General features: G+C 74.8%; 18 protein-coding genes and 1 pseudogene. 10 read left to right on the top strand and 9 right to left on the bottom strand.

Annotated elements, in window-relative coordinates:
- Nucleotides 1–7 precede the first annotated feature (7 nt).
- Nucleotides 8–916 carry a cyclase family protein gene (locus tag ACNF49_RS47790; protein ID WP_482941857.1) on the bottom strand — a complete coding sequence of 303 codons (909 nt, stop codon included), beginning with the start codon at nucleotides 914–916 and terminating at the stop codon, nucleotides 8–10.
- Nucleotides 917–945: 29 nt separating this feature from the next.
- On the opposite strand from ACNF49_RS47790, the pseudogene ACNF49_RS47795 reads away from it, so the two are divergent.
- Nucleotides 946–2,141: pseudogene (locus tag ACNF49_RS47795) on the top strand (serine hydrolase domain-containing protein).
- Between the two features lie 14 nt (nucleotides 2,142–2,155).
- Here ACNF49_RS47795 and ACNF49_RS47800 read toward each other — a convergent pair.
- Both ACNF49_RS47800 and ACNF49_RS47805 read right to left on the bottom strand, forming a co-directional pair.
- Nucleotides 2,156–2,893 (bottom strand): SDR family NAD(P)-dependent oxidoreductase, encoded by a 738-nt coding sequence (locus ACNF49_RS47800; protein ID WP_357984133.1) that lies wholly within the window; start codon nucleotides 2,891–2,893, stop codon nucleotides 2,156–2,158.
- Nucleotides 2,893–3,483: a cysteine hydrolase family protein gene (locus tag ACNF49_RS47805; protein ID WP_482941858.1), complete on the bottom strand. Its 591-nt coding sequence runs from the start codon at nucleotides 3,481–3,483 to the stop codon at nucleotides 2,893–2,895. Before ACNF49_RS47805 ends, ACNF49_RS47800 begins: the two co-directional genes overlap by 1 nt.
- A gap of 168 nt (nucleotides 3,484–3,651) precedes the next feature.
- Between ACNF49_RS47805 and ACNF49_RS47810 the strand changes: the two genes are divergently transcribed.
- The 7 genes from ACNF49_RS47810 to ACNF49_RS47840 all read left to right on the top strand — a co-directional run bounded on the left by ACNF49_RS47810 (nucleotide 3,652) and on the right by ACNF49_RS47840 (nucleotide 12,843).
- Nucleotides 3,652–5,475 carry a serine/threonine-protein kinase gene (locus ACNF49_RS47810; protein WP_482941859.1) on the top strand — a complete coding sequence of 608 codons (1,824 nt, stop codon included), beginning with the start codon at nucleotides 3,652–3,654 and terminating at the stop codon, nucleotides 5,473–5,475.
- A 113-nt stretch (nucleotides 5,476–5,588) separates the two neighbouring features.
- Nucleotides 5,589–5,951 (top strand): Zn-ribbon domain-containing OB-fold protein, encoded by a 363-nt coding sequence (locus ACNF49_RS47815; protein WP_357983999.1) that lies wholly within the window; start codon nucleotides 5,589–5,591, stop codon nucleotides 5,949–5,951.
- The gene (locus tag ACNF49_RS47820) at nucleotides 5,948–6,271 is read left to right on the top strand and encodes a VOC family protein (RefSeq protein ID WP_352319442.1); all 324 of its coding nucleotides are present in this window, start codon (nucleotides 5,948–5,950) and stop codon (nucleotides 6,269–6,271) included. Before ACNF49_RS47815 ends, ACNF49_RS47820 begins: the two co-directional genes overlap by 4 nt.
- A 15-nt stretch (nucleotides 6,272–6,286) precedes the next feature.
- Nucleotides 6,287–7,801 carry a class I adenylate-forming enzyme family protein gene (locus ACNF49_RS47825; RefSeq protein WP_482941860.1) on the top strand — a complete coding sequence of 505 codons (1,515 nt, stop codon included), beginning with the start codon at nucleotides 6,287–6,289 and terminating at the stop codon, nucleotides 7,799–7,801.
- Entirely contained in the window at nucleotides 7,798–9,858 is a 2,061-nt protein-coding gene (locus ACNF49_RS47830) for an acetate--CoA ligase family protein (RefSeq protein WP_482941861.1), read from the top strand. Before ACNF49_RS47825 ends, ACNF49_RS47830 begins: the two co-directional genes overlap by 4 nt.
- Nucleotides 9,845–10,594 carry a glucose 1-dehydrogenase gene (locus ACNF49_RS47835; protein WP_357984009.1) on the top strand — a complete coding sequence of 250 codons (750 nt, stop codon included), beginning with the start codon at nucleotides 9,845–9,847 and terminating at the stop codon, nucleotides 10,592–10,594. Before ACNF49_RS47830 ends, ACNF49_RS47835 begins: the two co-directional genes overlap by 14 nt.
- Nucleotides 10,595–10,860: 266 nt before the next feature.
- Complete coding sequence (locus tag ACNF49_RS47840) at nucleotides 10,861–12,843, top strand: CHAP domain-containing protein (RefSeq protein WP_482941862.1); 1,983 nt, start codon at nucleotides 10,861–10,863, stop codon at nucleotides 12,841–12,843.
- 16 nt (nucleotides 12,844–12,859) lie between these two features.
- On the opposite strand, the gene ACNF49_RS47845 is transcribed toward ACNF49_RS47840, so the two are convergent.
- The 4 genes from ACNF49_RS47845 to ACNF49_RS47860 all read right to left on the bottom strand — a co-directional run bounded on the left by ACNF49_RS47845 (nucleotide 12,860) and on the right by ACNF49_RS47860 (nucleotide 16,395).
- Nucleotides 12,860–13,672, bottom strand: coding sequence for a TIGR03619 family F420-dependent LLM class oxidoreductase (locus tag ACNF49_RS47845; RefSeq protein ID WP_357984015.1), 813 nt, complete (start codon nucleotides 13,670–13,672; stop codon nucleotides 12,860–12,862).
- Nucleotides 13,669–14,643, bottom strand: coding sequence for an acyl-CoA dehydrogenase family protein (locus tag ACNF49_RS47850; protein ID WP_482941863.1), 975 nt, complete (start codon nucleotides 14,641–14,643; stop codon nucleotides 13,669–13,671). Before ACNF49_RS47850 ends, ACNF49_RS47845 begins: the two co-directional genes overlap by 4 nt.
- 19 nt (nucleotides 14,644–14,662) lie before the next feature.
- A complete protein-coding gene (locus ACNF49_RS47855) occupies nucleotides 14,663–15,763 on the bottom strand; it encodes an acyl-CoA dehydrogenase family protein (protein WP_357984021.1) in 1,101 nt (366 codons plus the stop codon).
- 134 nt (nucleotides 15,764–15,897) lie between these two features.
- Nucleotides 15,898–16,395 (bottom strand): hypothetical protein, encoded by a 498-nt coding sequence (locus ACNF49_RS47860; protein WP_482941864.1) that lies wholly within the window; start codon nucleotides 16,393–16,395, stop codon nucleotides 15,898–15,900.
- A gap of 27 nt (nucleotides 16,396–16,422) precedes the next feature.
- Here ACNF49_RS47860 and ACNF49_RS47865 point away from each other — a divergent pair, with 27 nt between their 5' ends.
- Nucleotides 16,423–16,941 carry a helix-turn-helix domain-containing protein gene (locus ACNF49_RS47865; protein WP_482941865.1) on the top strand — a complete coding sequence of 173 codons (519 nt, stop codon included), beginning with the start codon at nucleotides 16,423–16,425 and terminating at the stop codon, nucleotides 16,939–16,941.
- On the opposite strand, the gene ACNF49_RS47870 is transcribed toward ACNF49_RS47865, so the two are convergent.
- Together ACNF49_RS47870 and ACNF49_RS47875 are read right to left on the bottom strand one after the other, a co-directional pair.
- Complete coding sequence (locus ACNF49_RS47870; protein WP_482941866.1) at nucleotides 16,919–17,884, bottom strand: alpha/beta hydrolase; 966 nt, start codon at nucleotides 17,882–17,884, stop codon at nucleotides 16,919–16,921. The two genes, ACNF49_RS47865 and ACNF49_RS47870, sit on opposite strands and share 23 nt — an antisense overlap.
- Nucleotides 17,885–18,022: 138 nt before the next feature.
- Nucleotides 18,023–18,679, bottom strand: coding sequence for a type 1 glutamine amidotransferase domain-containing protein (locus tag ACNF49_RS47875; RefSeq protein ID WP_482941867.1), 657 nt, complete (start codon nucleotides 18,677–18,679; stop codon nucleotides 18,023–18,025).
- 73 nt (nucleotides 18,680–18,752) lie between these two features.
- On the opposite strand from ACNF49_RS47875, the gene ACNF49_RS47880 reads away from it, so the two are divergent.
- On the top strand, nucleotides 18,753–19,646 hold the full coding sequence (locus tag ACNF49_RS47880) for a LysR family transcriptional regulator (RefSeq protein WP_482941868.1): 894 nt from the start codon (nucleotides 18,753–18,755) through the stop codon (nucleotides 19,644–19,646).
- Nucleotides 19,647–19,654 lie beyond the last annotated feature (8 nt).

Below are 19,654 nucleotides of genomic sequence, written 5' to 3' on the forward strand. Positions count from 1 at the left end.
GGCGCGCTCACAGGACGGCGAGCGGGGTGATCGGGCTGCCGGTGCCTCCCTCGATGCGCAGCGGTGCGGCCACGAAGACGAACTCCGTCCGCCCGGCCGCGCCCAGCTCTTCGAGCCACAACATCTCGACCAGGTGGACGCCGTGCCGGTGGAGCAGGATGAGGTGCAGGTCGTCGGCGGCGCACTCGTCGGCGAGCTGACGTTCGTTCAGGCCGCCCACGGCGGCGTTGTCGCAGGCCACCGCCGACACGTCCTGGGCGGCCAGCCAGGCGCCGGCCTCCGCCGACAATCCCGGCTGCCCCGCCCAGTACTCCTCGCGCGACCGCTGCCACACCAGCGGCCATCCCGTACGGACCACCGCGACGTCGCCGGGGCGCGGCGTGGCGATCTCCTGGAGCAGCCCGGCGGGGATCCGGAAGTCCGCCGGCAGGTGGTCGAGCCCGAGCCGCCGGGGCACGTCGAACAGCACTCCCCTGGCCACCACGCCGCCGACGTGCTCGATCCCGCACCTGGTGGCGCCGTAGGAGCGGACGCGGGCGGCCGGATGGCCGTTGTAGAGCCGGTCGCCGGTCCACATGTGGCACAGCGCGTCCATGTGGGTGGTGGTGCCGTGGTGGCTCACCAACAGGGCGTCGTCGGCCACGCGCAGGCCGTCGCCGACCGGCCGCGCGCCCGCGGCGTAGTCGCCGCCGTCCACGGACATGAAGTGCTGCGGCAGCGGACGGCCCCGCAGGTGGGGGACGGTCGTGGGGGCCGCCGAGGAGGTGGCTCCCCTGATCGGCATGGCCAGGCTCAGCACCTCGCCGGTGACGGCGCTGCGCAGGGCCTCCAGGACGACGGCGGGGGTCAGCAGGTTGAGGGTGCCTCGCTGATCGTCTGGGCCGAATCGTCCCCAGTTGTTAGGCTCGTGCACCAAGTAAGCGCTCCCTTTCCTGCGGAGGTCTGATGTACTGCGATCCCCGGTTCTCCCGCGTGCGCGAGGCGTTCGAGCGGAACTTCGCCGAGGGCGAGGAGCTGGGCGCCGCGGTGGCCGTCCACCTCGACGGCGAGCTGGTCGTGGACCTGTGGGACGGCGTCGCCGACCGGCACACGGGACGGGCCTGGGAGGCGGACACCCCGGCCTTCGCGTACTCGTGCACCAAGGCCGTGACGGCCACCGTGCTGCTGCGGCTCGCCGAGCGGGGGCTGGTGGACGTGCGGGCGCCGGTCGCCGACGTGTGGCCGGAGTTCGCCGCCGGAGGCAAGGACGCGGTCACGGTCGAGCACGTGCTGACGCACTCCTGCGGGCTGCCGGTGATCGAGACGCCGGTGCCGGTGGCGGAGTTCGAGGACCAGTCCGCCATCGCGGCCCGGCTCGCCGGCCAGACACCCCTGTGGGAGCCGGGGACGGCGCACGGGTACCACGCGCTGACGTACGGCTTCCTGGCCGGGGAGGTGGTGCGGCGGGTCACCGGGAAGTCGGTGGGCGAGCTGGTGGCGGCGGAGATCGCCGAGCCGCTGGGGCTGGACCTCTGGGTCGGCGCGCCCGACGACGTGATCCCCCGCGCCGCCCGCCTCAAGGCCCCTGCCCGCCCTCGCCCCGACCCCGAGAACCGTACTCCAGACACCCCGGCTCCCTCCGGCGGCGGGACCGGGCCCGGCACCGGTGGGGGCGGGATCTGCTGGGCGAGATGAGCCGGGCGGTGCTCGATCCGGGCAGTCTGATGAACCGGGCGCTCGGCAACCCGGCCATCCGCCTGCTCGACGGCGGCGCGAACAACCCGGTGATCCTGCGCGCCGGATGGCCCGCCGCCGGGGTCGTCACCACCGCCAAGGGTCTGGCCGGGTTCTACCGCGCGCTGGTCGGCGGCGACCTGCTGAGCCCCGCGACCCTCCAGGACGCCCTGCGGCCCCGCGTCAGCGGCCCGGACCGCGTGCTGTTCATGGACACCGCGTTCGGGCTCGGCTACATGCGCCCGTCGTTCACGTTCCCGATGCCGTCGGCGACCGCGTTCGGCCACTCGGGGATGGGCGGCTCGCTCGGCCTGGGCGACCCCGCCCGCAACCTGGCCTTCGGGTACGTGATGAACCGGATGGCCGACAGCCTCACCGGCAACCTGCGCGGCCTGCGCCTGATCGAGGCCGTCTACCGCTCCCTGTGACCCCATGGCCCGCGTCACTGCATGGTCACGCCGCCGCTCACCGACAGCGTCTGGCCGGTGATGTAGGCGGCGCGGTCGGTGCACAGGTAGGCGATCAGCCCCGCGACGTCGGCGGGCGTGCCCAGCCGGCGCAGCGGGATCCCCTTGGCGATCTTGTCCACGAGCCCCGGCTCGGCCTCGGAGATCCGCCGGAGCATCGGGGTGTCGGTCGGCCCTGGGCAGACGACGTTCGAGGTCACCCCGCCCCTCGCGGCCTCCCGGGCGAGCGTCTTGGCCAGGCCGAACAGGCCCGCCTTGGTCGCCGCGTACGCGCCCTCGCCGCCCGACCCGGCCCTGGCGCCGTCGGAGGAGACGAACACCAGCCGTCCCCAGCCCCTGGCCGTCATGCCGGGCAGGAGCAGCTTGGTCATGAGCATCGGGCCGCGCAGGTTGACCTGCCACATGAGGTCCCAGTCCGCCGGGTCGCTCGCGGTGAACGGCCGCACGACCGACACCCCGGCGTTGTGCACGAGCACGTCCACCGGCCCGGCCTCGGCGCAGAACGCCTCGACGGAGGCGGGCGAGGCCAGGTCCACGGCCAGCGCCCGCGCCCCGGCCAGCGCCGCGGCCGTCCGGCGGGCGCCCGGCAGGTCCACGTCGGCGACGGTGACGCGGGCGCCGAGCGCGGCGAGGTCGGTGGCGACCGCCGTGCCGATCGCGCCCGCTCCCCCGGTGACGACGGCGACGCGGCCGTCGAGGCGCAGGCCGTCCATCACGTCCACGCCCGGACGAGGTCGGCCGCGGCGACGCGGGTGGCCAGCAGGCCGATCGTGTTGCGCAGGACGGCCTGCGCGTAGTCCTCGGGGATCCCGGCCACCGCGTCCCGCACCACCGTCACCCGGTAGCCGAGGTCGACCGCCTCCAGCGCCAGCCCCGGGATGCCCAGGTTGAGCGAGACCCCCATCGCGACCACGGACGAGACGCCGAGGGAGCGCAGCGTCATGTCCAGCGAGGTGCCGGTGAACGGCGAGAACCCGTGGTGCCGCCGGCTCTCCAGGTCGCCGTCCTCGCGCAGCTCGGGCAGCACCTCCACGGCGGCCGTGCCCTCCAGCATGTGCGCGGGATCTTTGAGCAGGGAGACGATGAACGGGCAGTTGCCGGTGTGCGAGCCCGCCCGGTCCGGCCGGAAGGCGGCCGTGCAGTGGATCACCGGGAGCCCGGCCGCTCGGGCCGTGCGCAGGACGCGGGCGGCGTTGGGGACGACGTCGTGACGGGCACAGGCCGCCACCAAATCCGGAAATTTCGTGAGATCGCCGACGACCCCCCGCTGCAGCTCCATCACCAGCACGGCCGACCGCTCCACCCGCACCCTCCGTTATTTAGCCGAGCGCTTGCTTGGGTTCGTCACAGCATAACACCGCCCCCACGTCCTCACCTTTCATCACAAACGGCGAAATTTCTCCAGACGTGACAACCCACACCCCGGGTGAGACCGTCGAATGCACGACGGCATGCCTGATGGGGGTTGGACTTGGTCCCTGGTTACCGTGAAGTTCGTCAGCTCGGCGCGGGCCGCACCGGCCGCGTGTTCCTCGCCACCTACCAGTCCACCGGCGCCTACGTCGCGATCAAGTACCTGAACGCCACCCTGCGCAGGGACCCCGAGTTCATGGACCGCTTCAGGGCCGACACCCATCAGCTCGTCGAGATCGACGACCCCGGCGTGGTCCGCATCTACGAGTACGTCGAGACCCCGGCGCGGGCCGCCGTCGTCATGGAGCTGGTGGACGGCGTCTCACTGCGCACACTGCTGGCCGAGCACGGCCGGACGCCCCCGGAGGCGGCCCTGGTGCTGCTCAAGGGCATCCTCGCCGCCCTGGCCGCCGCACACGAGAAAGGCGTGCCGCACCGGGACGTCAAGCCGGAGAACGTCCTGGTCCAGGCGGACGGCACGAGCAAGCTGGCCGACTTCGGCGTGGTCGTGCACGCCGAGGAGCCGGGGGTGCCGGCGGGGAGCCCGGCGTACATGTCGCCGGAGTTGTGGACGCAGGGACGGGCGGGGCCGCCGGCCGACCTGTACGCGGCGGCCTGCGTGCTGTTCGAGGCGGTCAGGGGGCGGCCGCCCTACCGGGCGTACAAGGAGGGCGGGGACGGCGAGCAGGACGTCGCGGCCCTGCGGGAGCTGCACCTGACGGACCCGGTGCCGCTGGAGGTGGTCCCGGACGCCCTGCGCGACCTGCTCAGGCGCGGGCTGGCGAAGGACCCGGCGGCCCGGTACGCCTCGGCCCGGCAGTTCGCCGCCGAGCTGGAGGAGGACGCCGTCGCCGGGTACGGGCCCGACTGGGAGCAGCGGGGCCGCCGCCGGCTCGCCGAGCTGGCCACGCTGCTGGCGCTGCGCTTCCCGCTGGCGGCCAGGACCGAGCGGGACGCCCGCACCCTGGCCGGGATCCGCGGGCGGGCGGTCCGGCTGCCCGCGCTGCCGCCGCACCTGTGGGTGGCGGGCGCGACGGTGGTCGCCGTGGCGATCGCGCTCGTGATCTCCGGCGGACGGCTGTCGCCGGGGGCGGGCACGATCCTGATGCCGCAGCCGAAGCCGTCGGGCGAGCTGAACCCGGCGCCGGTCGACGCCCACACGCCGACGCCCCGCAGGAGCACGCCCGCCACGTCCCGCGGCAGCGCGCCCCCGCCCGCCCCCACCGGCGGGCCGCACGTCTCCACCGGCCCGCCCGCGCCCACGAGTGCCGCGCCGCCGATTCCGCCGCCGATGCCGACGCGGGCGCAGAGCGGGAGCGCCCTGCCGCCGCCCGCCGTGCGGGAGGCGAGCATCGCGCGGTGGAGCGGTTCGGCGGGTGCGATCAGGGTGTCCGCGGACGGCACCGGGCCGGTGCGGCTGCGGATCGCGTACACGCGGCGGCTCGGCGACGGGCCGGTCACCACCGTGCGGCGGGAGACCCTCACGTTGCGCGGCAGCACCGCTTACACCAGCGGCGTCCGGCACGATCCCGGCAGCGTGGACTGCGGGGTGCGGGCCTACCTCGGGATCGTCGTCATGACCGAGCCGGCGGCGGTCAACGGGCCGCAGGTGAGCGAGGTCCCGGTGGACGGCCCCGCCTGCCCGACCCCACCGCCGACCCGCTCGGGACCGGCCACCCCGACCGGCACCGCGTCCCCGACCGGCGGGCAGCCCGTGGACCACCCGGCACCGGGGGCGACGTCGCCGGCCGGCGGGCAGCCCGTGGCACGTCCCACGCCGGGGATGACGTCCCCGGCGGCCGCCCTCCCGCCCACCCCGGCGGACTCCCCCTCAGGGGAGGGCGGGCTGGTGCCCGGCGGTCAGGAGCGGGAAGGCCGCTAGGAGCAGGGCCATGAGGAGGGCGCAGCGCGCAGTGCAGGGGGCGGGCGCGGTGGGCCGGTTCGGGGAGGCGGTGGCTCTTGTCGGGTAACCAAGCGTGCGCTAGCTTGGCAGCGATGAGCGGTGACACCTCCCCCACCGGCGCCGCAGGGGCGCGCGGCGAGCTGGTGATCCAGCGCTGCGTGTCCTGCGGCCGCCGCGGCTGCCTGCCCGAGCCGTCGTGCCCGTCGTGCGGCGGCGGCGAGCTGGCCGCCGAGCCCGCCAGGGGCACGGGGACGGTCCACACGTTCACCGTCGTGCACCGGTCGTTCGCGCCCGGTTACCGGGGGCGGGAGCCGTACGTGCCGGCGTGGGTGGACCTGGACGAGGGTGTGCGCGCGTTCGGGCACGTCGTGGGGTGCGCGCCGGAGGAGGTCCGCGTCGGGATGCCGGTGCGGGTGACGTTCGTGGACGATCTGCCGCATTGGAGGCCCGTGTGAAGCTCGGCAACGTGCTCATCCCCGTAGCCGACCTGGACGAGGCGATCGCCTTCTACGGCCTGCCGGTGAAGTTCAGGGACGGCGACAGGTTCGCCGCGCTGGACGGCGGCGGCGTCACCGTGGCGCTGGCCGGTCCCGCCGAGCACGTCACCGCGTCGGCGGCGCCGTCGTACAAGGTGGACGACGTGGCGGTGACGGTGCGCGAGATGGCGGCCCGCGGGGCCGAGGTGGTGCGCGCGCCCGAGGACGGGCCGCACGAGAGGCGGGCCGTGCTGCGCGACCCCTCAGGAAACACGTTCGTGCTCTACTCGCCCCTCTGACCTGGAGGCACCCCCATGGCGCGATCACCCTACGGCAACTACGGCCACGCGATCCTGACCGCGGGAGCGCTGCGCACGCCCGACCGGGTGGCGCTGACGTACTGCGGCGAGCGGAGCTTCACCTACGACGAGCTGAACCGGGCCGTCAACCGCCGGGCGAACGCGCTGCTGGCGGCCGGGATCACCGCCGGGCAGCGGGTGGCGGCGCTGCTCAACGAGACGCTGCTGGTCGCCGAGGTCTACCTCGCCCAGGCCAAGATCGGAGCGGTGACGGCGGCGCTCAACCCGTACTGGCCGGCCGAGACGCTGCGGGCGGTGGTGGCCGCCTCCGGCTGCACGGCCTTCGTGTACGACTCCACGGTCGCCGAGCTGGTCGACGGCATCAGGGACGCCCTCCCGGAGGTCACCACCTGGATCGACGCCGGGGAGCTGACCGGCGGCCAGGAGGAGGAACCGCCGCTGGGCGGCTTCCACGACGACCCGCTGGCCCTCTACTACACCTCCGGCACGACCGGCCTGCCCAAGGCCGTCGTGCACACCCACGCCTCCTCCCTGGCGACCGCCCAGATCTGGCTGGACGTGCCGCGCGGCCCCGACTCGGTGTTCGGCACCGGCGCGATCATCTGGGGCATCGGCTTCCCGGCCATCGTCGGCCCCGCCCTGTACGCGGGCATGCGCCTGGTGCTGGAGCAGGACTGGGGGCCGGCGAACTTCCTGCGCGTGGTGCCGCGCGAACGGGTCACGCACGTGTCGCAGATCCCGTCGTTCTACGCGGCGCTGCTGGGGACGTCCGAGCACGAGGGCGTGGACCTGTCGTCGATCCAGGTGATCATGCTGGGCGGCGAGCCGCTGACCGCGACCATGCTCGACCGGATCAAGGCCAGGCTGCCCGGGGCCGGGGTCTACTCCTACTACGGGCAGACCGAGGCGCCGTACACGTGCATGGGCCGCGTGGACGACGGCTCGACGCCGCTCGGGTCGTCCGGGCGGGCGCGCACGGGCAACGCCGTACGGATCACCGGCCCGTCCGGCGCCGCCGTGACCGGCGAGGTCGGCGAGATCAACCTGGCCGGGCCGCACCGCATGGCGGGCTACGACGGGACGGACGACCACGGCGTCCTGCGCGGCGAGTGGTACGTGGGCGGCGACCTCGGCACGTTGTCGGCCGACGGCGTGCTGCGCGTCCTCGGCCGCCGCGAGGACTCCATACTCAAGCACGGCCAGTGGACGCAGCCGGCCACGATCGAGGAGGCCGTCTCGGCCCTGGACGGCGTGGCCGAGGCCGGCGCGGTGGGCGTGCCCGAGGGAGCGGCCGAGCAGCGGGTGCTGCTGGCGGTCGTGCCGCGCGCCGGGCAGTCGCTGGACGCCGCCAAGCTGTCGCTCGCCCTGGCCGACACGCTGCCGCCGCACCAGCGGCCCGACCACATCGTGGTGACCGGCGAGCTGCCGCACTCGCAGGACGCCTCCGGCGGCCCCGGCAAGCTGCTGCGCCGCCGGATCCGCGAGCAGCACGGGCACCTGCTCGGGTGAGCGCCCAGGAGCACGGGAGCGGGGACGTCCACGGCGACGGGGAAAGCCACGACGTCCCCCGCGAGCACGAGGTCAAGGAGCTGGTCGCGGAGGCCGGGGTGCCGGTGCCGCGCGGGGTCGTGGTGCGCGACCTGGACTTCACGGCGGCCGGGGAGCTGGCCGAGCCGCTGGTGCTGAAGGCGTTCGGCCCGGGGCTGGTGCACAAGTCGGAGGCGGGGGCCGTACGGCTCGGCCTGCGGGCGGACGGCCTCGCCGCGGCGGCCGCGGAGATGCGCTCCCGGCTGGACGTGGAGGGGTTCCTGGTCGAGGAGCAGGCGCCCGCCGGGGTGGAGCTGATCGTCGGGCTGGTCGGCGACCCGGGGTTCGGCCCGGTGCTGCTGACCGGGCTGGGCGGCGTCTGGACGGAGGCGATGCGCGACACGGCGCTGCGCCTCTGCCCGATCTCCGAGCGGGACGCGCGGCTCATGCTGGACGAGCTGCGCGGCGCGGCCCTCCTGCGCGGCCACCGCGGCAGCCCGCCCGTGGACGTGGACGCCGTGGTCAAGCTGCTCATGACGGTCGGCGGCCCCGGCGGCCTGTGGGAACGGCTGGAACTGGGCGAGTTCGAGCTGAACCCGGTCATCGCCACCCCTTCCGGCGTGACCGCGGTGGACGCGCGCCACCTGCCCGGCCGGGCGCGCCCGCCCGCCGTCCGCGAGCCGGCGGACTTCCTGCCGCTCTTCGAGCCCCGCGCGGTGGCCGTCGTCGGCGCCTCGGCGAGCAGGCCGAACTTCGGGAACATGTTCCTCGACTTCTACCAGGCCGCCGGGGTGCCGCTGGTGGCCGTGCACCCGTCGGCCGCCGAGGTGGCGGGGGTGCCCGCGGTGCCGTCGCTGGCCGCCGCCGACGTGGACTACGCGCTGGTGGCGGTGCCCGCCGAGCGGTGCGCCGAGGTCGTGCGGCAGGCCTCGGGCATTCCGTACGTGCAGGTGATGAGCGGCGGGTTCGGCGAGGCCGGACGCGCGGACCTGGAACGCGACCTGGCCGAGGCCGCCCGCGCGGCGGGCACCCGGCTGCTCGGCCCCAACTGCATGGGCGTGTACTGCCCGCGCGGCCGGCAGACGTTCGTCGGCGGCGGCGTCGGACCGGCGGGGACGGTCGCGCTGATCTCGCAGAGCGGCGGCCTCGCGGGTGAGGTGATCAAGGTCGGGGAGCGGCGCGGGCTGGCGTTCAGCCGGGTCGTCACCGTGGGGAACGCGGCCGACGTGACCCCCGCCGAACTGCTGTCCTGGCTGGCCCGCGACCCCGAGACGCGGGCCGTCGGGCTCTACCTGGAGGACCCGCGCGGCGGCCGGGAGCTGCACGAGGCGCTGCGCGCGGCCGGGCTGCCGGTGGCGCTGCTGGTCGGCGGGCGCAGCTCGCAGGGACAGCGGGCGGCGCTCTCGCACACCGGCGGCATGCTGAGCGACCTGCGGATGTGGGCGGCGGTCGCGGCCCAGACCGGCACGGCGCTGGTCTCCTCCCAGGACGACCTGATCGGCGTGCTGGCCTTCTTCCAGGCGCACGGCTCCCGCGTGACGGACGGCGACCGGGTGCTGGTGATCGGGCCGAGCGGCGGCGCGGGGGTGCTGGCCGCCGACGCGTTCGACCGGGCCGGCGTGCGGCTCGCCCCGCTGCCGGACGGCGCGCTCGACGGGCTCGGCCTGGCCGCCGCGGGCAACCCGCTGGAGGTGCCGGTGGGCCCGCGCGGGCGTCCCGGGCTGGTGCCGGAGGTGATCGAGGCGATCGTCCGGCGGGAGCCGTACGCGGACGTGGTCGCCCACGTGAACGTGCAGAGCTTCTTCACCTACGGCGACGCGGCCGAGCCCCTGTACGCCTACGCGCGGGCCCTGGCCGGCGCGCAGGAGGCGCTGCCGCACGTCAGGATCACGCTCGTGACCAGGAACGGCGAGTGCGCGCCCGCGGGCGTGGAGGACGAGGTACGGCGGATCGCGGCGGCGGCGGGCGTCCCCGTCTACCGCTCCATGGAGGCGGCCGCGGCGGCCGTCGCGGCAGGAGGTAGTCGTGGGACTGCTTGACGGCAAGGTCGCGCTGATCACGGGCGGGGCCAGGGGCATGGGCGAGTCGCACGTGCGCCTGTTCCTCGAGGAGGGCGCGCGGGTGGTCTTCGGCGACGTGCTGGAGGAGGAGGGCAAGGCGCTGGCCGCCGAGACCGGGGCCACGTACGTGCGGCACGACGTGCGCAGCCCGGACGAATGGCGGCGGGCCGTCGGCACGGCCACGGAGCTGCACGGCCGGCTGGACGTCCTGGTGAACAACGCCGGCATCCTCACCTACGGCCGCATCCAGGACATGGCCCCCGAGGACTTCGACCGGGTGATCGACGTGAACCTCAAGGGCACCTGGCTGGGGGTCAAGTCGGTGATCGACCCCATGAAGGCGGCCGGGCGCGGCGCCATCGTGAACATCTCCTCGATCGAGGGGTTCGTCGGGGCGGAGGGGTTGTCGGCGTACGCGGCCTCGAAGTTCGCGGTGCGCGGGCTTACCAAGTCCGCGGCGCGGGAGCTGGCCAGGTTCAGGATCCGGGTGAACTCGGTGCATCCGGGGGCGATCAACACGGCGATGGCGGTGAACCCGGACCTGATGGCCGAGGTGGACGCGGAGGCGTTCGTGAAGTCCATGGTCATCAAGCGGTTCGCGAAGCCGGTGGAGGTCTCGCACGTGGTGGCGTTCCTGGCCTCGGACCGGGCCAGCTACTGCACCGGGAGCGAGTTCACGGTGGACGGAGGGCTGCTGACAGGGGCCGGTTACTAGGCTCCCCGGCACGACACGCGGCACTTTTCCTGTTAAATCACCCACCTTGGGCGCGCCCGACAGCTCGGTTGAGCTGCGGTTATGCGCCCGGTGATGTCTTTACCTGTTCTTGGGGTGTGCTTGACCTTGGTCACGAAGCGGTAACCTCGCACCGCACGGAAGACTACAGGTTTCCGGTTTTGCCACACATGTCCCGGGTTACCCCCGTGTACTCCAGCATGTGCGGATAAATCCGGATCTTGACCGGAAGGTTCCCCCATACTTCCATGACGCCCGAGATGCAGAAGTACATCGACCTGCTGGAAAGCCAGCTCGGCTACTCCGAGAAGGCCGGTGCGTACACCAAGTTCGGCGACTGGTACGGCAAGACCGTCGAGTTCGACGCCGACTACTCCGCCGCACCCTGGTGTGACATGTACCTCTCCTGGGCCGCGCACAAGCTCGGCTACCAGGAGTGGATCGGGCAGTTCGCCTGGACCGTACGGCACGCCGAATGGTTCAAGGCCCAGGGAGCCTGGGGGAAGACGCCCAAGCCCGGCGCGTTCGTCTTCTACGACTGGAGCGGCACCGGGAAGATCGACAACATCGACCACGTCGGCATCGTCACGCGGGTCGAGGGCGACACGATCTTCACTATCGAGGGCAACATCGACGGCGGCGTCGCCAAGCGCAAGGAGCGCGACACCAGCAAGGTCGTCGGCTACGGCTACCCCGAGCGCATCAAGGCCCGCCTCGACGAGGAGGCGGCCCAGAAGCGGGCCGACGAGCAGGCGGCGACGCCCGCCAGGCCCGGCACCGACGTGGGAACGCTCCAGCTCCCCGCCGACTCGCTCAGCTCCCTGATCCCGCACGTCGAGCAGGAGCGCGCCGCCGAGGTCCCGCTCGCGGCGCGTCCGAAGGCCAAGTCCGACGAGCCGGCCAGGACCACGGCGTCCTCGACTCCGGCGTCGCCCGCCGCGCCCTCGGCGTCCGCCTCGCCCGCGACGGGGGCGGCGCCCGTGCCGACGGCGGCGGCCGGCAGGTCGGGACAGAAGTCCAAGCACGCCAAGGCGACGACCGCCGACACCACGTCGGCCACCGCCGAGCCCCTTCCCGCGCTCGTGGACGCCTCCTCGCCCGGCTCGCTGTCCACGATCGGCTCGCCGTCGCTGGTGGGGTCCGCGCTGATCGCCGCCCTGGCGCTGGTCGCCCTGGCGAAGACCCGCCAGGGCCGCCTCCGCCCGGCGACCGCCGCGAAGACCGCCCGCGTACGCGCCGCCTCCGCGCCGAGCCTCTCCACAGGGGAAGGCGTCACCCTGCGCACCGCCGCGCTGAGCGTCACTTCGGCGGAGAGCACCTCTGCGGGCGTCGTCGCGGGCATCGCCGTGCCCGTCGCTCTGCCCGTTCCCGTGCCCGTCGCCGTGCCTCTTCCCGGGACGCGTTCCAGGCGCGGCACCCACGCCGCCCCCTCACGCCACCGGCGTCGCCGCCGTCCCGCGGAGACGCGCCACGAACACACCCGCCCGTCCCCGCGGCGGACCACCGCCGAGCCCTTCGAGCTCACCACCCCTTCCGGCACGGGCTCCGAACGCGCGGCCGCCTCTCACGAGACCGGTCAGGGCGACCGCTTCGAGCTCGCCGCGGGCTCTTTCGAGGCCGGCCGGAGCCGCACCGTCGAGTTCGCCGCGCCCGTCCCCGAGTTCGACCACGCGGGCGGCGCGGAGCTCGCGGCCGGTGTGGACGCGTTCGAGGCGTTCACCGACCGGACGGCCCCGCCGCGGCGGCTGGACAGCGCCTCGTTCCGGCCCGCCCCCGACACGGCGCCCTTCGAGCCCATGTTCGACACCGGCCCGATGGTGCCGATCTCGCTTCCCCCGGCGACGAGCACGTTCAGCGCCTTCTCCCCCGGCCCTCGTCCCGGGGCCGAGGTGGCCGCCCGGACGAGGACGACGCCGCGGGCCGCCCAGGCGTCCGGGATCGGCGCGACCTACCAGGGCCGTCGGCGCCGCAGCGAGCCGCTCCCGGACACCTACGCCTCCGAGCACGTCTTCTTCATGGACGAGTTCACCGCCGACTCCGTCCCGCGCGGCCGCCGGCACCGTCGCGCCGCCACGACGGTCCCGCAGCAGCCGCGGAGCCTGCACCAGGAGTCCGGCGGCACGAGCACCGTCGACGCCTTCGTCCAGGACGCCCCCCTGCGCGGCCGCCGTCACCGCACCCCCACCCGCGAGATCGTCAGCACCCCCGACTGGGGGCGTCAGCCCGCCTGAGAACGACCGGGCGGGGTCAGGCCACGTCGTACTCGGCGGCGAAGGCGGCCAGGCGGGTGACCGCGTCCCGGCTGCGCGTCCACGGCCGGACGATCAGCCGTTCCACCCCCAGCTCCGCCCAGGCGGCCACCTCCCCGGGAGAGCCCAGCGCGTACGCGTGCGCCGTGACCGGCACCCCCGCCCCCAGCCGCGCCACCTGCGGCCTGATGGACTCGATCGTGTGCGGCATGCTGATCCACCCGTCGCACAGCCGGGACGCCCGGCGCAGCGCCGCCGCCGACTCCCCGCCGGCCAGCACCGGCAGCCGCCCCTGCACGGGCTTGGGCTCGAAGGCGACCTCGGGGAACCGGTAGAACCGTCCGGAATGGGCGACCACGGGCTCGGTCCAGAGCCGCCGGACGACCTCGATGACCTCGTCCAGGCGGGCGCCGCGGGTCTCGAAGGGCAGCCCGGCCGCCGCCCACTCCCCGCGGTACCAGCCCGCGCCCACGCCGCAGATCGCCCGTCCGTCCGACACCACGTCCAGGGTGGCGAAGGCGCGGGCCGAGACGAACGGGTGGCGCAGGGCCAGCAGGTGCACGGCGGTGCCGAGCCGGACGCGGGTGGTGAGCCCGGCCAGCCAGCACAGGTAGGCCGGGGCGTCGAACAGCGGGGTCGTCGGCCTGATGCCGGGGTCCTCGGTGCCCGGGTAGACCGCGAGCGACAGGTCGGTGGCGAACACCAGGTGCTCGGGCAGCCACACCGACTCGAACCCCAGCTCGTCGGCGGCCACGGCCACGTCCTTCCAGGCGTCCGGGTGCAGCAGCCCCAGCGGCACGCCGTACTTCACGGGTACCTCCGCAGGTCGCGGGTGCGCAGGCAGGCGCGGACGTGTCGGCGGTGGGCGGCGGTGGTGCCGTGCGCGGCCGACAGCGACCAGGCCCGCGCGAGCCAGAACCGCAGGTCCAGCTCCTCGGTGTAGCCGATCGCGCCGTGGGTCTGCAGGGCGACCCGGGCGGCCAGCGTCGCCGCCTCGCCCGCCGCGGCCTTGGCGGCGCTCGCGTCCCGTCCGGCCGTGGGCGCGCCCCGGTCCACGGACAGCGCCGCGCGGTGCACCAGCGGCGCGGCGAACTCGACGGCGACCGCCACGTCGGCGAGCCGGTGCCGGACGGCCTGGAAGGACCCGATCGCCGCGCCGAACTGCCTCCTGACCCCCGCGTACGACACCGAGACCGCGAGCAGCTCCCGCGCGACCCCGACCAGCTGGGCGGCCGTCGCCACCGCGACGGCCCGCGCCGCGAGCGCCACCCGGTCCGCGCCGGGATCATCATGTCCCGGCGCATCGAAGGCGACGTCGAACATCGGCCGGCACGGATCCACCCCCGGCACGGCGGTGAGCCGCGCCTCGTGCCCCGGCAGCACCCGCACCCCCTCCCCCGCCCGCGCCACGACCAGCACGTCGGCGAGATCGGCGTCGGCCATGTACGCCTCCCCCGGCAGCAGCACCCCGACGCACACCCCGCCCGCGGCCAGCTTGGACAACCCGGGCGTCAGGAACGCCGCCGCCACCGCCGTCTCGACCACCGGCCCCGGCAGGCAGGCCCGCCCGGTCTCCTCGACGGCGGGCAGCACGTCGGTCAGCCCGAGCCCGAGCCCGTCGAGCTCGGGCGGCAGGAGCAGCCCGAAGAACCCCAGCTCGGCGAGCCGGTCCCAGGCCGGACGGCGTTCGGTCCGCAGCGCGCCGGGCGGGCAGTGCGCCCGCAGCACGTCGCGTACGGTCGCCCCCAGGGCGAGTTGCTCGTCGGTGAAGGCGAAGTGCATGAGGGCGACTCCAGAGGGGTCATCGGGGCAGGCCCAGGACACGCTCGGCGATGATGTTGCGCTGGATCTCGTTGGTGCCCGCGTAGATCGGCCCGGCCAGCGAGAACAGGAAGCCGTCCAGCCAGGCCGTCCCGCCGGCGCGGTCGCCGAGCAGTTCCATGGCCAGCTCGTGCATGCGCAGGTCCAGCTCCGACCAGAACACCTTGCCCATGCTGGCCGCCGCCCCGATCTCGGCCCCGGCCATGATCCGGCGGGCGGTGGCGAAGGTGTGCAGCCGGTACGCCTCGGCCGCCGTCCAGCAGCGCGCGGCCCGGTCGGCGAGGGCGGGGTCGGCGTCCCGGGCCAGGTCGAGGAGGCGGTCGGCGGTGGCGAGGAAGCGGCCGGGGCTGCGCAGGGTCAGGCCGCGTTCGGAGGAGGTGGTGGACATCGCGATCCGCCAGCCGTCGCCGGGCTCGCCGAGCACCATGGAGTCGGGCGCGAACACCCCGTCGAAGTGCAGCTCGGCGAACCCGGGCAGGCCGTCGAGCTGGGCGATCGGCCGGACGGCGACCTCGTCCAGGGGGAACAGGAAGTACGTCAGGCCCTTGTGCCGCGCGCCGGAGGTGCGGAAGAGGCCGAAGCCGTGGGAGGCGTGGGCGGCTCGGGAGCTCCAGGTCTTGTGGCCGTACAGGAGCCAGCCGCCGTCGGTGCGTTCGGCGCGGGCGGTGAGCGCGGCGAGGTCGCTGCCGGCCTCGGGCTCGGACCAGGCCTGCGCCCACACGTCCTCGGCGGTCGCCATCCGGGGCAGCCAGCGCCGCCGCTGCTCGGGGGTGCCGAACCGCATGAGGCTGGGGGCCAGGAGGAAGATGCCGTTCTGGCTGACCCTGGCGGGGGCGCCGGCGGCCCAGTACTCCTCCTCGAAGATCAGCCATTCGATCAGGGACGCGGCCCGGCCGCCGTACTCGCGGGGCCAGGAGACGACCGACAGCCGCTCGCCGGCCAGCAGCGCCTCCCAGGCGCGGTGGGCCCGGAAGCCTTCGTCGGTGTCCATCGGCGGGAGCCGCTCGGGCACGTGGGCGGCCAGCCAGTCGCGAACCTCGGCGCGGAAGTCCAGCTCGGCCGGGGAGAAGTCGAGATCCACGCAACCAAACTAGCGCACGCTTGGTCTACTGGCCAGGCCGCCGCCCGTCGGCCTAGTCTGGACGTCGTGCAGGGTCTTCTGCTCCGGCTGTCCACGCTCGACACCGACGCCGAGAGCGCGGTGCGGGTCATCGCCTACTTCGACTCGCTGGTGCGCGACCACGTGACCGTGCCCGTGCTGCTCGCGGCCACCGCGCGGCTGGCGCGATGTCCGGTCGGCCTGCACGACGCCACCGGCGGCCGGCGCCTCCGGACGGGCCCGGACGGCCGGGCCGCCGACGCGGAGACGCCAGGGGCCGGGAAGAAGGCCGGTGAGGGGGCGCGGGCCAGGGAGCTGAGCGGCGGCCTGGGCAGCGTGTGGATGGAACGCGAGGGCGTCCCCCACGGCCTCGACGACATCGTGCTCGAACGGTTCGCCGCCGCCGCCGAGCTGACCTTGGAACGCGCCGCCGCGCAGGCCCGCGAGGGCCAGGACCCGGCGCTGGTCGAGCTGGTGCTGTCGGCCGAGACCGGCGAGGCGGAACGGGCACGGGCGCTGCGGCTGCTCGGCTTCGTCCCCTCCACCCCACTCCAGGCCATGGCGTTCGCCCTGCCCACCGACCCGCTCCAGACCACGACGCCTGCTTCCCCCACGACCCGCTCGCGGCCGGGTTGCGGGCGATGGGGCACCGCGTCCGTACGGCGCGGATCGGCGACACCCAGGCCGTGCTGGTGGCCACCACCGTCGAGGGCGAGCTGCCCGAGGGCGCCCGCGTGGGCATCGGCCCCGAGCTGCCCGGGTCGCACGCCGCCGAGTCGTGGGCCAAGGCCCGCACGGCGCTGCGCTTCACCGGCCCGCACGACCGGGTGGTGCGCTGGACCGAGCTCGGCGCGCTCGCGCTGTTCGCCGACCTGCCCGGCCCGGCCGTCGCGGAGCTGGCCGACGTGCGGGTGATGGCGCGGCTGGGCGAGGACCACCTGCTCGCGGTGCGCGCGCTGTGCTCGGCCGGATCGGTCCGCGCCGCCGCCACCGGGCTGCACCTGCACCACAGCTCGATGGCGGGCCGCATCACGCGGGCGGAGTCGGTGCTGGGCTTCTCCCTCGCCGACCCGGCCGGACGCCTGCGCGCCCACCTCGCCCTGGCCCTGCTGCGCCTCCTGGCGAACACCCCCACCGCTACAGGCGGTACGCCCGCCTGAGCGCGGCCAGCCGGGTCTCCCGCGCCCGCCTGCTCAGCGGGGTGTCCGGCACCATGACGTCGAACCCGTGGAACGCCCCCGGGTAGAGGTGGAACTCGGTGGACACCCCGGCCCGCGCGAGCCGCTGGGCGTAGTCGATGTCCTCGTCCCTGAACACCTCCAGCTCGCCCACGTCGACGAACGCGGGCGGCAGCCCCGACAGGTCCTCGGCCCGCGCCGGCGCCGCGTACGGCGGGACGTCCGGCCCGCCCGCCCGGTCGCCGAGCAGGGCGGACCAGCCGTAGAGGTTCGCGGCCCGGTCCCAGACCACGGCCTCGGTGAACTCCAGGCTCGACGGGGTGGTGTTGCGGTCGTCGAGCATCGGGCAGACCAGCAGCTGGAGGACCACCTCGGGCCCGCCCCGGTCACGGGCGAGCAGCACGGTCCCGGCGGCCAGCCCCCCACCCGCGCTGGCCCCGCCGACGGCCAGCCTGGCCGGGTCGATGCCCAGCTCTTCGGCGTTCTTGGCGGTCCACACCAGCCCCGCGTAGCAGTCCTCGACCGGCGCGGGGTGCGGGTGCTCGGGCGCCAGGCGGTAGTCGACGGAGACCACGACGACGCCGAGCCGCTCGACGTAGTCGATCATCGTGGCCTCGTCCACCTCCGGTATGCCGACGATCATGCCGCCGCCGTGGATCCAGTAGAGGCCGGGCCGGCCGGCGCCGTCCTGCGCGGGGCGGTAGACGCGGACCCGGATGTCCGGTTCGCCGTCGGGGCCGGGAACATGACGGTCCTCGATCCGCACCTCGGTCTCGGCGGGCGGCGTGGCGGCCAGCATCGCGTGGATCTGGGCCCGGTGCCCGGCCAGCTCCTCGGCGTCGAGCGCCGTCACGTCGAACGCCGGGAACGGCGCGCTCTCCAGGGCGGCACGCAGGTCGGGATCGAGGTTGGGGTGGAACGCCATGAGGACTTCCTTCCACGGAGGGGGCTTGCCGTACCCCTCGATGGTCGGACCCCGCGCGAGGGTGCGGCAACCGCCATCCGGCTGCCGTTGCGCGCGCGACACCCGCCGTCCGGCGACCTCAGTCGAGGTCGATCGGGGTCAGCCCAGCAGGGCGACGACCTGTTCGGCCAGGGGCGCGGCGCTGGCCGGGTTCTGGCCGGTGACCAGCCGGCCGTCCACGACGACCTGCGGCTGCCAGTCGGGGGCGGGCTCGTGCCGGGCGCCGCGCTCGGTCAGCGCGTCGGCCAGCAGGAACGGCACCACCCCCGCCACGCCGCGCACGGTCTCCTCGCTGTTGGTGAAGGCGGCCACCCGCCGCCCGTCCACCAGGTGGGAGCCGTCGGACAGGGTCAGGCCGACCAGCGCGGCCGGGCCGTGGCAGACCGCCGCGACCACGCCGCCGCGCTCGTAGATCTCGCGGCCGACCCGAGCCACGTCGGGGTCGGCGGGGAAGTCCCACATGGTGCCGTGGCCGCCGGCGTACAGGACGGCGTCGTAGGCCGAGGCGTCCACGCCGGAGAGCATGGCGGTGTCGTCGTCCAGGCCGGTGGCGAGGAAGGCGGCCTGCGCCGGGTCGTCCGGGTCGTGGCCGTCGCGCGGCGGCCGGCCGCCGGCGATGCTGGCGACGTCCACCTCGTAGCCGGCCTTGGTGAAGATCTGCCAGGGATGGGCCGCCTCGGGGACGTAGTATCCGGTACGCTCCACGCCGCCGAGGTCGTCGTGGCTGGTCAACACGATCAGGATGCGCTTGCTCATGCGTTCGAGCATGGCTGGGAAGCCCCATCAGCAGCAAATAGCGAAACATCGGTTGTGGCATCAGAATACTGATATGTCCCCTCTCTCGCTGGACCTGCTGCGGACCTTCCTCGCCGTCCACAGGACCGGCTCCATCACCGCCGCCGCGCAGACGCTCGGCCTCTCACAGCCCGCGGTGACCGCCCAGGTCAAGACGCTGGAGGCGACGCTCGACCGGCCGCTGTTCAACCGGCTGCCGCGCGGCGTCGCGCCCACCCCCGCCGCCGACGAGCTGGCCCGCCGGGTCGCCCCCGCCCTCGACGCGCTGGAGGAGGTGGCCGGCTCGGAGCTGCCCTCGGACGAGGCCGTGCACCTGGGCGGCCCGGCCGAGTTCCTGTGCGAGGAGGTCATGCCGATGCTCGCCCCGCTCGTACGCGACGGGCTGCGGCTGCGCACCACCCTCGGCCTGGCCGACGACCTGCTGGCCGACCTCGCGGCCGGACGGCTCGACCTGGTGCTGTCCACGATCCGGCCCCGGGTGCGCGGTGTCCAGGCGGACCCGGTCTACGACGAGGAGTTCGTCCTGGTGGCGGCGCCGTCCGTGGCCCGCGCGCTGCCGCCCGGCCGGGTCGGGCCCAAGGAGCTGGCCGCGGTCCCCGTGGTGGCCTACGCCGAGGACCTGCCCATCGTGCGCCGCTACTGGCGGGCCGTCTTCGGGCGGCGGCCGTCGATGGCCGCGCAGGTCGTCATCCCGGACCTGCGCGGCGTGCTGAGCGCGGTGCGGGCCGGCATGGGCGTGTCCGTCCTGCCCGTGTACCTGTGCCGGCGTGACCTGGCCGAGGGCACGCTGGTCGTGCTGGCCGAGCCGGCGGAGCCGCCGATCAACACCGGCTACCTGGCCGTACGGTCGGGGGCGCCGGCCAGGCCGGCCGTGGGGCGGGTGCGGGCCCACCTGCTGGCGGCGTTCCGGGCGGCGCCGCCGTACTGAGGGCGAAG

Source organism: Actinomadura sp. ATCC 39365, assembly GCF_054392275.1.